Source organism: Mycobacterium sp. Marseille-P9652, assembly GCF_902652685.1.
Taxonomy (GTDB): domain Bacteria; phylum Actinomycetota; class Actinomycetes; order Mycobacteriales; family Mycobacteriaceae; genus Mycobacterium.
This window is the reverse complement of sequence record NZ_CACRUY010000009.1, coordinates 78,065-92,222: the sequence shown is the minus strand read 5'-3', so window position 1 is coordinate 92,222 and position 14,158 is coordinate 78,065. Positions and strand designations below refer to the sequence as shown.

Below are 14,158 nucleotides of genomic sequence, written 5' to 3'. Positions count from 1 at the left end.
TGGATTACGTTCTGCCCCAGCGCTTTCGGGGATGCTCGGGCATTTCGGCCCGTGAGCGCCGCAACGAAATCGCCGATCCCAACTTTCTCGATCTTTGTCCGCCACCGATATTCCGGTGAACCTCCAAGGGTTGCGCTTTTCGCGGCGGCCGAGAAATGGCTTCGCTATAGCCGTTCGGGACCGTGCCCGAGTTGAAGGCTTGCGCGCCGGAGTCGATCACCACAGTCGGAGACGGCCGCAATTACGACGGCCTCGGCGCCGTGACACTCGCCGCATCACCCCCTCGTGGGCTTCGGCGGCGAGGAAGCGGCGATCTGACCGAATCAACGGGAGCCCCAGGGGCGCTCAGCAGGCGTTATGGCCCCCGTCGCCCCGATCTGACCCCTCTTTCGGCCCGGTCGCCGAATGAGACGAGGATCACTGCCGCCGACTGTCGTGACGCGGCGTCCCGAGCGGCCGACGGAACCCGCGATGAGGGCCGCGTTACGGCCCGCCGCGCCAGTGCTCGATGCGGTGGTGGTCGGGCGTGAAGCCATGATCGACACCCCACAGCACGGCCTGGGTGCGGCTGCCAACGCCGAGCTTGCGGTAAATCGTTCGGATGTAAGACTTCACGGTGTTCGGGCTGAGGTAGGTCAGCCGGGCGACGTCGGCGTTGCTCTTGCCCTGCGTGATCAACGCCAGGATTTCCGCCTCACGGTCGCTCAACCCCTCGCCGCGGCCCGGCCAGTCCAGACCGGGTGCGCTGCGGGTACGCGGCGGCACGTCGCTGACGATCTCCTGACCGGAATGCACGGCCTCCAGTGCCGCCACCAGCTCGCGCGCCGGCAGTGTCTTGGACAGGTAGCCGTGCGCGCCCTGCCGCCGGGCGCTATCCACGAGGTCGGGATGAAAGTTCCACGTGTACACCACAACTCGGTGCGCCCGCGGATTGGCGACCAGGACGCCGATCTCCTCGTGGTCGGATTCCGGCTGGGCGAACGAGTCATACAGGACGATGTCGACGGTGTCCTCGACGGGCATGGTGGAGTCGAGCTCGGCGACGACTATCCGGTCGCGGTAGGGATCGAGCATGTTGGCCACGCCCTTGACGACCACGTCGTAGTCGTCGACCAGCGCGACGGTGATCGGCTCACGGGGTGGCATGCCCGGAACATTACCTACCTAGGGGTGTATTGCCACCCCCCTAAGGGGTGGTCGACTGAGGCCGTCAACGTCATCACAACTACAGGGAGGCTCGTCGTGATCATTCTCGGAATCATCCTGCTGATCGCGGGATTCCTGCTCAAGATCTCCATCCTGTGGACCATCGGGATCGTCGTGCTCGTGATCGGCGCGGTCCTGTGGATCCTCGGCTCCACCGGGCGTGCGGTTGCTGGCCGCCGGCACTGGTACTGATCGGCCGCGGTCCGACCGGACCCTCCTGCAATACTGCGGTGTGGCCAACGCTGCGCGGGACGGAGTCCGGTTCGGCCGCGACGAATTGAGGCGGTTCAGCGGTAAGACGCTGCCGGACCTGATCTCGGGCGAGGTCCAGCTTCTGTTCGTCGGAATCAATCCCGGCTTGAGAACCGCTGCGGTGCAAGCCCATTTCGCCCCCCGCGGCAACCGGTTCTGGCCGGCACTCTACCGCGCGGGCATCACCGATCATCTGATCGACGCCTCGTCGGGCTTCGCGCCGGCCGACCGAGAGTACGTGTTGCGCCGCGGGATCGGCATCACGAACCTCGTCGAGAGGGCCACGGCGGGCGCCGACGAGCTCACGCCCGCGGAGCTCGTCGAGGGCCGGCGCAAGCTGGACCGGACGGTTCGGCAGTACTCCCCGAAGGTTGTCGCCGTCCTGGGAATCACGGCCTTCCGGGACGCTTTCGGCGACAGCCGAGCGCGCGCCGGCAGGCAGGTATCGCCCTATCCCGCAACGGAACTGTGGGTCGTCCCCAACCCGAGCGGCCGCAACGCTCATGCGTCGCTGGAGGGTCTCGCGGCGGCCTACGGCGAGGTCGCCCGCGCCGCCGGCATCGCTACACGCTGAACCGGCCGCCGGTCAGCACGGCATCGGCGATCGATTCGGCGAGCCGATCTATCTCGTCGGCGGCCAGAGTGGCGACGGTCAGCCGGATGCCCGGCGGGGTGCGGATGCGGAACCTCGCGCCCGGCGCCGCGGCCCATCCGGCGGCGAGCAGCCGCGTGACCGCGACGGTCTCGTCGGGCACCGGAACCCACACGTTGAGCCCCGACCGGCCGTGCGCGACGACGCCGCGCCCGGCCAACGCGCGACACAGCCGTGTTCGGTTGTCCGCGTATTGTTTCTCCGCTGCGGCGACGCGGCGCGCCGCCGCCCCGTCGGACCACAGGCGGACCGCCAGGTCCTGCAGCAGATGGCTCACCCATCCCGGCCCCAACCGCAGACGCCCCTGCACCCGTTCGACGGTGCGGGGGTCCCCCGTCAGCGTCGCCACCCGAACGTCGGGCCCGTAGGCCTTGGACGCCGAACGCACGAACACCCAGCGCTCGGTCGAGCCGGCCAACGTGTGCAGCGGGGCGCCGGAGATACCCGCGCAGTGATCGTCCTCGACGACCATCACGTCGCGACCGGCCACCAGGTCTCGCAGTTCGCCGGCCCGGTCCGCGGACAACGCCGCGCCAGTGGGGTTTTGCGCCCGGTTCGTGATCAGGAGCGCGCGCACGCCGCCGGCGAGCGCGCGGCGCACATCCTCCGGCAGCGGGCCGTCGTCGTCGACCCGCACCGGATGCGGGGAAAGACCAAGCGCCGCAAGCAGATCGAGCAGATTTGCCCAGCCGGGATCCTCAACCGCCACCCGGTCGCCGGGACGCAGGTGCGCGCCGAGCGCCCGTTCGATGCCGTCCAGCGCCCCGCTGGTCACCGCGAGATGGTCGGCGGGCACGCCGTCGGCGGTGAGCGCTGCTCGGGCGCGCTCCACCAGCTCCGCCGACATCGCCGGTTCGCCGTAAAGCACCGGCCTGGCCCGCGGCATGTCAACCAGGGCGATGGGCAGCAGGGCCGGATCCGGGTTGCCGGTGGACAGGTCACGCGCGCCAGCGGGAACGTCGAGCCCCAACAGTGACCGCGGCGTCGTCGCGGGGCGGTGCCGCACCCGGGTGCCGCGCCGGCCGGCCGTCTCGACGACGCCGCGGTCGCGCAGCAGGCGGTAGGCCGCGGCGGCGGTGTTGGCGTTGACCCGGAGTTGCGCGGCCAGCTCACGCACGGGCGGCAGCGGGTCGCCCGGCGCGAGTCCACCGCTCGAGATCGCCTCTTCGACGCTGGCGGCTATGGATTCCGCCCCAGCTCCCGTATATTGTACTGGCACGAGATATATTATGTACTAGAACAATACTGAAGGCAATCACGTGGACATCACCTACGAACCCACCCCACGCACCACGCCGACCCGCTACCGCGAGCGCGCGCGCTACGACCGCGACACCGTCCACGCCATCCTTGATGAGGCCCTGATCTGCCACCTCGGATACCTCAGGGACGGGCGGCCGGTGGTCCTGCCGACCACCCACGCCCGCCTCGGCGAAACGCTCTACCTGCACGGGTCGACCGGCTGCGGTCCCCTGCTGGCGGCCAGGGCGGCCGAGGCCTCGGGGTCCGGCCTGCCGGTGTGCGTGACGGTCACCCTGGTCGACGGTCTGGTGCTGGCCCGCTCGGCGATGCACCATTCGGTGAACTTCCGCTCGGTGGTCGCGGTCGGCGCGGCTCGCGTCGTCGACGACGCGGCGGAAAAGGCGCGCGCCCTGGGCAGCCTGCTCGACCACATCGCGCCGGGCCGCGCCACCGACTGCCGAAGCCCCAACGCACGCGAACTGGCCGCGACCGGGATGCTCGCCCTCGACCTCGCCGAGGTCTCGGCCAAGGTGCGCACCGGTCCCCCGGTCGACGACGCGGAGGATCTACCGCTGCCGCACTGGGCTGGCGTCGTTCCGCTGAGCCTCGAGAGGGGCGCACCGGTGCCGTCGGCCGACCTCGACGCGGCCACACCGCTACCGGCTTACCTCGGATCTCCGGCCGGTCAGAGCAGGTATCGGTAGGCGGCCGAGCCGGGGTCGAGGGCCTCGATGTGCAGGTCGGTGGCCCGCATCCGGGCCATCAGGCCCTCCAGATCGGCCGACGACCCCAGCTGGATGCCGACCAGCGCCTCACCGGTCTCCCGGTTGTTGCGCTTGACGTACTCGAAAAGGGTGATGTCGTCGTTCGGCCCGAGCACCTCGTCGAGGAACCGGCGTAGCGCACCCGGCTCCTGCGGGAAGTCGACCAGGAAGTAGTGCTTGAGCCCCAGGTGCACCAGCGACCGCTCCAGCACCTCGCCGTAGCGCGACACGTCGTTGTTGCCGCCCGAGATCAGGCACACCACCGTCGAGCCGGGCTCGATGTCCGCCTCAAGCAGGCCGGCCACCGACAGCGCGCCCGCCGGCTCGGCGATGATGCCCTCGTTCTGATACAGGTCCAGCATCGCGGTGCACACCGCACCCTCGTCGACCGTGGTGATCGACACCATGTCACCGGCGGCGGCCAGCGCGGCATACGGCAGCGTGCCGGCTCGCTTGACCGCGGCGCCGTCGACGAACTGGTCGACGTGATCCAGCGTCACCGGTGCACCGGCGGCCAGCGCGGCCATCATCGCGGCGGCGCCGGCGGGCTCGATGCCCAGCACCGACGTGTTGGCGGTCCGCTCGGCCAGGTAGGTGGTGATCCCCGCGATGCAACCGCCGCCGCCCACCGGCACGACCACCACGTCGGGCTCGACCTCGAGCTGGTCGAGCAGTTCGACGGCGATCGTGCCCTGGCCGGCAATCGTGCGCAGGTCGTCGTACGGCGGCACCAATGTGGCGCCGGTGCGTTCGACGTCGGCCAGCGCCGCCTCGGCGGCCAGGTCGTAGGTCGCCCCGCCCACGATCAGCTCGATGAACTCCCCGCCGTGGTAGCGGATCCGGTCGCGCTTCTGCTTGGGCGTCTTGGCCGGCACGTAGACCCGGCCGTGCACACCGAGCGCCCGGCACGCGTAGGCGAAGCCCTGCGCGTGGTTGCCGGCCGACGAGCACACGACCCCGGCCGCGAGCTCCTCGTCGGACAGCTGCACCAGCAGGTTGTAGGCGCCGCGCAGCTTGTACGAGCGGACGATCTGCAGGTCCTCGCGCTTGAGGTACACCTGCGCGCCGGTGATCGACGACAACCGGTCGCTCAGCTGCAACGGGGTCGGCGCGACCACCGGGGCGATCCGTTTCGCCGCCCCCTCGATGTCAGCCGCGCACAGCGGTGCCACGCTCGGGCTCTGACTCAGTTCGGCGGACACCGATCAATGGTGCCATGCCGGGCCACCAGGGATTAGCTCACCGGGGTGAGGACGAACACCGGGATCTGGCGGTCGGTCTTCGTCTGGTAGTCGGCGTAGTCCGGCCAGGCCTCGACGGCGCGCTCCCACCAGGCGGCTTTCTCGTCGCCGAACACCTCCCGCGCCTCGTAGTCGCGCGTGACGGAGCCGTCCTGCAACTCGACCCGCGGGTTCTTCTTGATGTTGTAGTACCAGACCGGGTTCTTCGGCGCGCCGCCCAGCGAGGCGACGACGGCGTACTCGCCGCCGTGCTCGACGCGCATGAGCGGCGTCTTGCGCAGCTTGCCGGTCTTGGCGCCGACGGTAGTCAGCAGGATGATCGGCTTGCCCTTCATGTCGGCGGCCTCGGTACCGCCGGATTCGGCGTACTTGTCGGCTTGTTCCCGGGACCAATCCCACGGGCTGGGCGCGTATTCACCTTGGAGCGGCATACGCCCAACTCTAGGCGCGGCGCGGCGCGGGCGCCGCATGCGGAATCACTGCGCCACCTCGTCGTCCGCGTCCGCGGCCGGCGCGCGCCCCTCGGCCCCGCCGGGGTGACGGCCCGGACGCTGCGGCAGGACGACGATCAAGCCGATCATGACGGCGGCGATCACCGCCGAGGCCAGCGGCCGGCTGAGCGCCAGGCCGCCGTCGGCGACCGGCTTGTCGAGGAAGTCCCCGACTGTCGCGCCCAGCGGCCGCGTCAGGATGAACGCGACCCAGAACAGCGCGACGCGCGACAACCCGGTCCAGTAGTAGAGGGCCACGACCACCAGCAGGGCGCCGGCGAACACCAACGCGCCCCGCTCGTAACCGAAGTCGCGGGTGTCGGCGAGCCAGTCGCCCAGCGCGGTGCCCAGCGTCTGCGAGAAAGTGATGGTCGCCCAGTAGAAGGCCTCGACCTTCGGCGTCGACACGGTGCTCACAGATACCGTGCCCTCCGACCACCGCCAGAGCCCCAGGGTTGCCAGAAGGCAGCCGAGCAGCAGCAGCGATCCGCCGGTGTAGCCGATCCCCAGCGAGCGATCCGCGAAATCGGCCAGCGTGGTGCCGAACGTCGTCGAGGCGACGATGGTCGCCCAGTACAGGCTCGCGTGGAAGCGCTTGGCGACGATCTGCGCGGCAACGAGGATGAGCAGCGCGGACCCGAACAGGACGACGCCGGCCACGTAGCCCCAGTTCAGCGTCATCGTCACGGTGTCGCCGGCGGTTTCGCCCAGCGTCGTCGCCAGGATCTTGATGATCCAGAACCCCAGGGTGACCGCCGGCACCTTGGTGAGCGCCTCGCTCGTGACCTCACTCATCAGTCAGTGCTCTTCCGGCTCGGGGGGGTGTGGCCGCATTAGTTCGAGCGGCATACGCGCAACTCTAGGTCGCGCCGCGTTCCCCCGCGAAGGGATGCAGGCGGCGGCGGGCCTGGTGATCCGGGGCCCCCGCGTCACCGTCGGCGTGTCTGCCCCGCGCGTAGTCGCCCTGCCACGGGATACCCGCGACTGTGTCGGCGTGGGCGGCCGCCTGACGTTGCCCGAGCTCGTAGCGGGATTGCAGGAACACCTCGTCCTTGCGGCGAAGATCTTCGTCGGACTCGATCGGCCTGAGTTCGGGCCTGAATTCTTCAAGCTCGCGCCGGCGCTGCGGGACGAGCAGGCAGATCGGCTCGTCGACCTCGAACCGCACCGGCATGAATTGGCGGGTGAGCTTCCAACTCATGCTGAACCTCGCACTGGCCCAGTCGGTTTCGACGACGCCCTCCAACGGCCACGCGCCGTCCTTCGGATAGTTCACCGGTCCCCGCACCCACAAGTTGTAGCCGGGTGGGGTGCGGAACAGCAGGGGCAGGTGCCAGGTCAGGATCCCATGACCGAACTCGCTGCAGGGCAGTAACTGGCCCGCGTCGCGCTTGTCGGGTGTGATTGTCACCCCCAGACGATCGTCTCGGCCCATCCACGCGGCGGTGAACGCGCAGGGGTTGCGCAGCTCCCAGCCACTCTGGTTGGCGATGAGCATGGGCAAACACCGGTTGGCCCAGCTCAACGACTTCTCTGACATCCACGGCCGCCCAACGGGCGCCGGCACGATCGGCGGCACATTGCCGCCGGCGACAAATCCGATCAGCGGCCGAACCGGACCGGCAACGTCATCACCATTCTGACCGGCCGGGTCGTCTGAGCGCGGCGCCGAATCCGTTGTCACAGCTGTCGAATCCCTTCCCCCCGGGGCACGATGCGCACGTCACACCCCGCATCGCGACCGCATATCGGCTGGCCCGGCCGAAGCCTACCGACAGTGGTTGACGAGAAGGTGAATCCCTCGGGCGACCGCTCGCGGGCCGGCCCCGGATCGGCGCGCTCAAAACTGCGTTTTGGCCATCTCCGCGATCGTGTTGACCCGGCGGATCGCCGTGGCGATCTCGTCGGCGAACTCGCGGCGCCGCCGCCCGATGTCGGACGCGTCGCCACCGTCGACGAGTTCCCGGTGCCGGGCCAGGCGCAGCGCGGTCTTGAACAGTTCCATCGACCTCGATTCGGCGCTGGCGATCCTGCGCTGCAGCTCCCACTGCTTGCCGACCTGAAGGCATTCGGCGAGAAACGCTTCCTCGTCGAACGCCTCGTCCTCGTAAGCGGCCAGCCGGTCGGCGACGATGTGGTAGGCGTCCAGGAACGGACGCAGCACCAGGTGCGCCAGCAGCAGGTCCGCCTCTTCGAGCAGGCGCCGCACCTCGGCCGCGCTGGCGGCCCGGGTGGTATCCACCGGCGGCTCGGCGGGCCCGATGAGCCGGACCTCGTCGGCCAGGTCCTTCTCGAACTGCGCCCGCGCCGAGAACAGGAACTCGAACTTCAGCAGCTCCCGAAGGCTGAGCGCCTCGTCCCGCACGGCGGCCGGCAGAACCGAACCGTCCGCGGAGGTCTCGGCCGTTTCGGACGCGGCGAGCAACGCCGTCTCGGCGATGGCGCGGTCGACCAGGATGTGGATGGCGGTGTTGCGGTAGAACGCGGCCACCAGGTGCTGGTCGGGACACATCCCCCACACCGCCTCGGTGCCGGCGTCGTAAACCGTCACCACGCCGGAGGCGACCAGCTGGTGCAGGGTCCACCGGATCGTCGAGCGATTCGTCAGGTCGGCCGCCCCGGCCACCGCCCAGTTGCGGGCGGCGATGTAGCTGGCCAGCGGCCGGACGGTGGCCAGCACCTCGCTGATCGAGAGGGAACGGTCCGCACCGAGCAACGCCAGGCTCACCACCGCGGTGGGTGTGACGGGCGTGGCGCGGTTGATCCGGTGCTCGACGTCCAGGGCGATGCGCTCGATCTCGGTGCCGGTCCCCGATGCCGAGGTTTCCAAGGCGCGCAGTTCCTCCAGGCGCTGACGCAACGGAAGCGGCTCACCGAAGTCCAGGTAGGCGCGGCCCAGCCGCTGCCCCTGCTGGCGCGCCAGTCGGATCAGGAAGCGCAGGTCTTCCGGCCGCTTGGTGGCGCCGTAGGCCTCGGTGGTCATCGCCTCGACCTCGTGCAATTGGTCGTACACGATGGACGTCGGCACCAAATACACCTCGGGACCGTCGATTTCGTCCACGGCGTCGGTGATGTAGCGCAGGATCCCGAACACCGGCGGCCGCAGCTTGCCCGTCCTGGTCCGCCCGCCCTCGATCGACCACGTCAGGTTGGCGTGGTTCTGCACCAGCTGGGCGGCGTAGGCCCGCAACACGAAGCGGTAGACGGGGATGTCCTTGGTCTGGCGCCGGATGAAAATCGCACCGGTGCGCTTGGCCCACGTCCCCATCGGGAAGAAGTTCAGGTTCGCGCCGCCGAACGTCAGCGCCGGCGAGAGCCGGTTGGCCGCGATCACCTCGGGCAGCAGCATGCCGTCCAGGTAGGAGCGGTGCGAAAAGGCAAACGCCAGAGTGGCTTTGCGGTCGAGCTTGCGCAGCTGCGCGATCTGGTCCTCGTCCACCAGCACGTCGTAGGCCCGCATCAGCCAGCGGCTGAAACCACGCCACGCCTCCACGGCCCCCTCGTCGAGCGAGGCGGCCATCTCGCGCAGATAGCCCGCGGCCTCCGCCCGCACGCTCGCCGGGTCGCGCCCCAGGTCGTCGGCGAGCTTGGCCAGCCGCTCCTCGTACCAGGGCGTCGCCAGCAGCTGGACGACCTCGACCGAGTCGGTGGGCAACGGCGAGGTCGATTCGCCGACGATGCCCGTGCGCTGCAACAGCTTCCGCACGCCCGAGCGGCCGAGCTCGCGGACGGTCGCCGCCGCTCCGCCGCTCATGCCGGCCGCGCCGTTGTGCTCATGTCCGACCTCTTCCCGTCTGGTACCGCACCCGGTGAGCGTACGTCCGCGCTCAGGTCTAGGGAATGGTTTCAACGGCGTCGATCAACGGACCGCGAGCGCGCGTATTGCACGACGACACGCCGCGACTGCCGTGCGTCTGCGCACGCTCGCGGCGGCGAGACCCGTCAGCCGCCCAGGCAGCCGGGGCCGAGCAGCTCCTTGAGGTCGCCCATCAGCGCCGGCGACGGCGTGACGCGCAGCGACGCGTCGAGCTCCAGAGTGGTGATGCGGTCGCCGCTGATGAGCCGCAGGTGCACCTGCGAGGTCCCGGGGTGCCGGGCCAGCACCTGCTTGAGCGCGCTCACCTTGTCGATGGTGCACTGCCGCGTCGGCAGGCTCACCGCGAGCGGCCGGTCGGCCTGGGCGGTCGAGAAGTCCGGCACCACAAGCTCGTTGGCGATCAGGGCGACACGGTCGTCGCGGATGGCCACCTTGGCGTTGATCAGCACCACCGCGTCGTCGGCGATGTCTGCGCCGTAGGCGGAGTAGGCATGCGGGAAGAACATCACCTCGATGCCACCGGTGAGGTCCTCCAGTTGCGCCGAGGCCCAGGGCATTCCGTTCTTGTTGACGCGCCGGTTCACCGACGCGAGGATGCCGCCGACGCGCACCTGGGTCTCGTTGGGGACGTCGCCGTCGAGGATGGCCGGGATCTGGGTGTCGACCTGGGTGGCCAGCAGGTGCGCGACCTTGTTCAAAGGATGCCCGGACACGTAGAGCCCCAGCATTTCCCGCTCCAGGGCGAGCTTGTGTTTGTCCTCCCACTCGTCGTCGGGCACCTTGATGGTGAACACCGCCTCGGTGCACCCGTCGTCGCCGCCGAAGAGGTCGAACTGACCCATCGCCTCGGCCTTCTTGGTGCCCAGCACCGAGTCGACGGCGTCGGTGTGCACCAGGAACAGGCCCTTGCGGGCATGGTTCAGCGAGTCGAACGCGCCAGCCTTGATCAGCGACTCGGTGACCTTCTTGTTGCAGGCCGAGATGTCGATCTTGTTCAGGTAGTCCGAGAAGTCGGTGAACTTGCCCTTCTCGTTGCGGGTCTTGATCAGCGACCCGACGACGTTGGCGCCGACGTTGCGCACCGCGCCCAGCCCGAAGCGGATGTCCTTGCCGACCGAGGCGAAGTTGACCAGGGACTCGTTGACGTCGGGCGGCAGCACGGTGATGCCGAGCTTGCGGCAGTCGGCCAGGTAGACCGCCGCCTTGTCCTTGTCGTCACCGACCGAGGTCAGCAGCCCGGCCATGTATTCGGCCGGGTAGTTGGCCTTCAGATAGGCCGTCCAGTAGGACACCAGCCCGTAGCCGGCGGCGTGCGACTTGTTGAAGGCGTACCCGGCGAACGGAAGAATGGTGTCCCACAACGCTTTCACGGCCCGCTCCGAGAACCCGTTGGCGGTCATGCCCTCGCGGAAGCCCTTGTACTCGGCCTCGAGCACCTCGAGCTTCTTCTTGCCCATTGCCTTGCGCAGCGCGTCGGCCTTGCCCATCGTGTAGGAGGCGACCTTCTGGGCGATCGTCATGATCTGCTCTTGGTAGACGATCAAACCGTAGGTCTCCGAGAGGATTTCGCGCAGCGGCTCCTCGAGCTCGGGGTGGATGGGCTTGATCGGTTGGCGGCCGTTCTTTCGGTCGGCGTAGTCGTTGTGGGCGTTCATGCCCATCGGGCCCGGCCGGTACAGCGCCAGGACGGCGACGATGTCGTTGAACTCGGTGGGCTGCATGCGGCGCAGCAGGTCGCGCATGGGTCCGCCGTCGAGCTGGAACACCCCGAGGGTGTCGCCGCGACCCAGCAGCTCGTAGGTGGGCTTGTCGTCCAGGGGGACGGACTCGAGGTCGAGGTCGATGCCCCTGTTGGCCTTGATGTTCTCGATCGCGTCGCCGATGATCGTCAGGTTGCGCAGGCCCAGGAAGTCCATCTTCAGCAGGCCGATGGCCTCGCACGACGGGTAGTCCCAGCCGGTGATGATGGCGCCGTCCTGCGGCCGCTTCCACAGCGGGATGGCCTCGGTCAGCGGCTCGCTGCTCATGATCACCGCGCAGGCGTGCACGCCGGCGTTTCGGATCAGGCCCTCGAGGCCGCGCGCGGTCTGGTAGATGGTCCGCACGTCGGGGTCGGTCTCGATGAGACCGCGGACCTCCGCGGCCTCCTTGAACCGCTCGTGGGCCGGGTCGGTGATGCCCGACAGCGGGATGTCCTTGGCCATGATCGGCGGCGGCAACGCCTTGGTGATCCGGTCGGCGATGGCGAAACCGGGCTGGCCGTAGTGGATGCGCGCCGAGTCCTTCAGCGCCGCCTTGGTTTTGATGGTGCCGAAGGTGATGACCTGTGCTACGCGGTCGTGGCCCCACTTCTCGGCGGCGTAGCGCACCATCTCGCCGCGCCGACGGTCGTCGAAGTCGATGTCGATGTCGGGGGCCGACGGGCGCTCGGGGTTGAGGAACCGCTCGAACAGCAGGCCGTGCGGGATGGGGTCGATGTTGGTGATGCCCAGCGCGTAGGCCACCAGGGAACCCGCCGCCGAACCGCGGCCCGGACCCACCCGGATGTCGACCGACCGCGCGTAGTTGATGAGGTCGGCGACGATCAGGAAGTAGGACGGGAAGCCCTTGTCGCAGATGACCTTGATCTCGTAGTCGGCCCGGTCGAGGTAATCCTGGCCGACACCGTCGGGGAAGCGGCGCCCCAGCCCGGCCATCACCTCGTGGCGCAGCCAGGACGCCTGGTCGTGGCCCTCGGGCACCGGGAAGACCGGCATCCGGTCGCGCGGCTCCCACACGCCGGCGTAGGACTGCACCCGCTCGGCGATCAGCAGCGTGGAGTCGCACGCGCCAGGCACCGAGTCGTCCCAGATCCGGCGCATCTCGTCGGCCGATTTCAGGTAGTAACCGTCGCCGTCGAACTTGAACCGGTTGGGGTCGGAGAGCGTCTTGCCCGTCTGCACGCACAGCAGGGCCTCGTGGTTGTGCGCCGCGTCACGGGTGACGTAGTGGCAGTCGTTGGTGGCCAGCGGCGGGATGCCGAGCTTGCGGCCGATGTCGAGCAGGCCCTCGCGAACCCGCTGCTCGATGGACAGCCCGTGGTCCATCAGCTCGAGGAAGTAGTTGTCGGCGCCGAAGATCTCGCGCCACTTCGCGGCCGATTCCAGCGCCTCGCGGTCGTGCCCCAGCCGCAACCGCGTCTGCACCTCGCCCGACGGGCAGCCCGTGGTGGCGATGATGCCCTCGGCGTGTTCGGCGATGAGCTCGGCGTCCATTCGCGACCATTTGCCGAGCTGGCCCTCGAAGGACGCCAGCGAGGACAGCTTGAACAGGTTGCGCAGCCCCGTGGCGTTCTCGGCCACCATGGTCAGGTGCGTGTAGGACCCGCTGCCGGAGACGTCGTCGGACTTCTGTCCCGGGTCCCCCCACAGGATCCGGCGGGTGTCGAATCGGGAGGCCGGCGCGATGTAGGCCTCGACGCCGATGATCGGCTTGATGCCGACCTTCGTGGCCGCGTTGTAGAACTCGCTGGCGCCGAACATGTTTCCGTGGTCGGTCATCCCGACCGCCGGCATGGCCAGCCGCTCGGCCTCGGCCAGCATCGGCGTGATCTTCGCGGCCCCGTCCAGCATCGAGTACTCGGTGTGGTTATGCAGGTGCACGAAGGACCGCGAAGACGAAGCGCTCATAGGGACGCCAGTCTATGACCGAGCACCGACGGGTTTCGGGCGTGTCGCGAAGTGTGTCTCGAACTGGTTTCCCGGATCTACAGTGGGCGTCATGACTCAGACCGCTGACCGGTCCGCGGAGGCGTCGCCGTGGTCGCCCCGCGAGTCAGAGTTGCTGGCCGTGACGCTGCGGCTGCTCCAGGAACACGGGTACGAGCGGCTGACGGTCGACGCGGTCGCCGGCGCCGCCCACGCCAGCAAGGCCACGGTGTACCGGCGCTGGCCGTCGAAGGCCGAGCTGGTGCTGGCCGCCTTCATCGAGGGCGTGCGCCAGGCCGCCGTCGCACCGGACACCGGCAGCCTGCGGGGCGACCTGCTGCAGATCGGCGAGGTCTGCTCCGAACAGGGACGCCAGCACGCCAGCACCATCCGCGCGGTGCTGGTCGAGGTGTCACGCCACCCCGCCCTCAACGAGGCCATGCAGCGTCAGTTCCTCGATCAGCGCAAGGCCCTTCTGGACCTCGTGCTGCGCCAGGCGATCGACCGGGGCGAGATCGCCGAGGCCGCCGTCAACGACGAGCTGTGGGACCTGCTGCCCGGCTACCTCATCTTCCGGTGCATCATGCCGAACCGGCCGCCCACCCGCCGCACGGTGCAGGCCCTCGTCGACGAGGTCATCATCCCGGGACTCACCCGGTCGCGCGCGTGAGCGGCGCGCGCCCGCTCCGCGCCCCGCGCGAGGCGACGGGGCGCATCGACTCGCCGCCCGGCAAGAGTGTACGTTCTCGTCTCTTGTGCAGTACGGATCAGTACCGTACTCTAGACCCAACGATCGGCGCGGTTGCC

General features: G+C 69.1%; 12 protein-coding genes. 4 read left to right on the top strand and 8 right to left on the bottom strand.

What is annotated here, in order from left to right:
- Nucleotides 1–483 precede the first annotated feature (483 nt).
- Nucleotides 484–1,146 carry a LuxR C-terminal-related transcriptional regulator gene (locus tag GPY60_RS07760; RefSeq protein WP_156687059.1) on the bottom strand — a complete coding sequence of 221 codons (663 nt, stop codon included), beginning with the start codon at nucleotides 1,144–1,146 and terminating at the stop codon, nucleotides 484–486.
- Nucleotides 1,147–1,242: 96 nt separating this feature from the next.
- On the opposite strand from GPY60_RS07760, the gene GPY60_RS26570 reads away from it, so the two are divergent.
- Nucleotides 1,243–1,398: a DUF6131 family protein gene (locus tag GPY60_RS26570; protein WP_197283588.1), complete on the top strand. Its 156-nt coding sequence runs from the start codon at nucleotides 1,243–1,245 to the stop codon at nucleotides 1,396–1,398.
- A gap of 40 nt (nucleotides 1,399–1,438) precedes the next feature.
- The gene (locus GPY60_RS07755) at nucleotides 1,439–2,032 is read left to right on the top strand and encodes a mismatch-specific DNA-glycosylase (protein WP_370462667.1); all 594 of its coding nucleotides are present in this window, start codon (nucleotides 1,439–1,441) and stop codon (nucleotides 2,030–2,032) included.
- On the opposite strand, the gene GPY60_RS07750 is transcribed toward GPY60_RS07755, so the two are convergent.
- Nucleotides 2,022–3,329, bottom strand: a complete 1,308-nt coding sequence (locus GPY60_RS07750; RefSeq protein WP_156687058.1) for an aminotransferase class I/II-fold pyridoxal phosphate-dependent enzyme — start codon at nucleotides 3,327–3,329, stop codon at nucleotides 2,022–2,024. The two genes, GPY60_RS07755 and GPY60_RS07750, sit on opposite strands and share 11 nt — an antisense overlap.
- Before the next feature lie 40 nt (nucleotides 3,330–3,369).
- Here GPY60_RS07750 and GPY60_RS07745 point away from each other — a divergent pair, with 40 nt between their 5' ends.
- Nucleotides 3,370–4,056 (top strand): pyridoxamine 5'-phosphate oxidase family protein, encoded by a 687-nt coding sequence (locus tag GPY60_RS07745; protein ID WP_156687057.1) that lies wholly within the window; start codon nucleotides 3,370–3,372, stop codon nucleotides 4,054–4,056.
- Here the strand turns inward: GPY60_RS07745 and ilvA are convergent.
- From ilvA to dnaE, 6 genes are all read right to left on the bottom strand, one after another.
- Entirely contained in the window at nucleotides 4,038–5,318 is a 1,281-nt protein-coding gene (gene ilvA, locus GPY60_RS07740; RefSeq protein WP_156687056.1) for a threonine ammonia-lyase, read from the bottom strand. The two genes, GPY60_RS07745 and ilvA, sit on opposite strands and share 19 nt — an antisense overlap.
- A 32-nt stretch (nucleotides 5,319–5,350) precedes the next feature.
- Nucleotides 5,351–5,788 carry a nitroreductase family deazaflavin-dependent oxidoreductase gene (locus GPY60_RS07735; RefSeq protein ID WP_156687055.1) on the bottom strand — a complete coding sequence of 146 codons (438 nt, stop codon included), beginning with the start codon at nucleotides 5,786–5,788 and terminating at the stop codon, nucleotides 5,351–5,353.
- A gap of 45 nt (nucleotides 5,789–5,833) precedes the next feature.
- On the bottom strand, nucleotides 5,834–6,643 hold the full coding sequence (locus tag GPY60_RS07730) for a COG4705 family protein (RefSeq protein WP_156687054.1): 810 nt from the start codon (nucleotides 6,641–6,643) through the stop codon (nucleotides 5,834–5,836).
- A 64-nt stretch (nucleotides 6,644–6,707) separates the two neighbouring features.
- Nucleotides 6,708–7,454, bottom strand: coding sequence for a DUF6065 family protein (locus GPY60_RS07725; RefSeq protein ID WP_156687097.1), 747 nt, complete (start codon nucleotides 7,452–7,454; stop codon nucleotides 6,708–6,710).
- Between the two features lie 234 nt (nucleotides 7,455–7,688).
- The gene (locus tag GPY60_RS07720) at nucleotides 7,689–9,602 is read right to left on the bottom strand and encodes a lysophospholipid acyltransferase (protein WP_156687053.1); all 1,914 of its coding nucleotides are present in this window, start codon (nucleotides 9,600–9,602) and stop codon (nucleotides 7,689–7,691) included.
- A gap of 188 nt (nucleotides 9,603–9,790) precedes the next feature.
- Nucleotides 9,791–13,333, bottom strand: a complete 3,543-nt coding sequence (gene dnaE, locus GPY60_RS07715; RefSeq protein WP_156687052.1) for a DNA polymerase III subunit alpha — start codon at nucleotides 13,331–13,333, stop codon at nucleotides 9,791–9,793.
- A 91-nt stretch (nucleotides 13,334–13,424) separates the two neighbouring features.
- On the opposite strand from dnaE, the gene GPY60_RS07710 reads away from it, so the two are divergent.
- Nucleotides 13,425–14,021 (top strand): TetR/AcrR family transcriptional regulator, encoded by a 597-nt coding sequence (locus GPY60_RS07710; protein WP_156687051.1) that lies wholly within the window; start codon nucleotides 13,425–13,427, stop codon nucleotides 14,019–14,021.
- Nucleotides 14,022–14,158 lie beyond the last annotated feature (137 nt).

What these genes read in the sequence shown, in the direction of transcription:
- GPY60_RS07760 (WP_156687059.1), bottom strand. Translation starts at nt 1,146, where the DNA reads ATGCCACCCCGTGAGCCGATCACCGTCGCGCTGGTCGACGACTACGAC.
- GPY60_RS07735 (WP_156687055.1), bottom strand. Translation starts at nt 5,788, where the DNA reads ATGCCGCTCCAAGGTGAATACGCGCCCAGCCCGTGGGATTGGTCCCGG.
- GPY60_RS07730 (WP_156687054.1), bottom strand. Translation starts at nt 6,643, where the DNA reads ATGAGTGAGGTCACGAGCGAGGCGCTCACCAAGGTGCCGGCGGTCACC.
- GPY60_RS07720 (WP_156687053.1), bottom strand. Translation starts at nt 9,602, where the DNA reads ATGAGCGGCGGAGCGGCGGCGACCGTCCGCGAGCTCGGCCGCTCGGGC.
- dnaE (WP_156687052.1), bottom strand. Translation starts at nt 13,333, where the DNA reads ATGAGCGCTTCGTCTTCGCGGTCCTTCGTGCACCTGCATAACCACACC.
- GPY60_RS07710 (WP_156687051.1), top strand. Translation starts at nt 13,425, where the DNA reads ATGACTCAGACCGCTGACCGGTCCGCGGAGGCGTCGCCGTGGTCGCCC.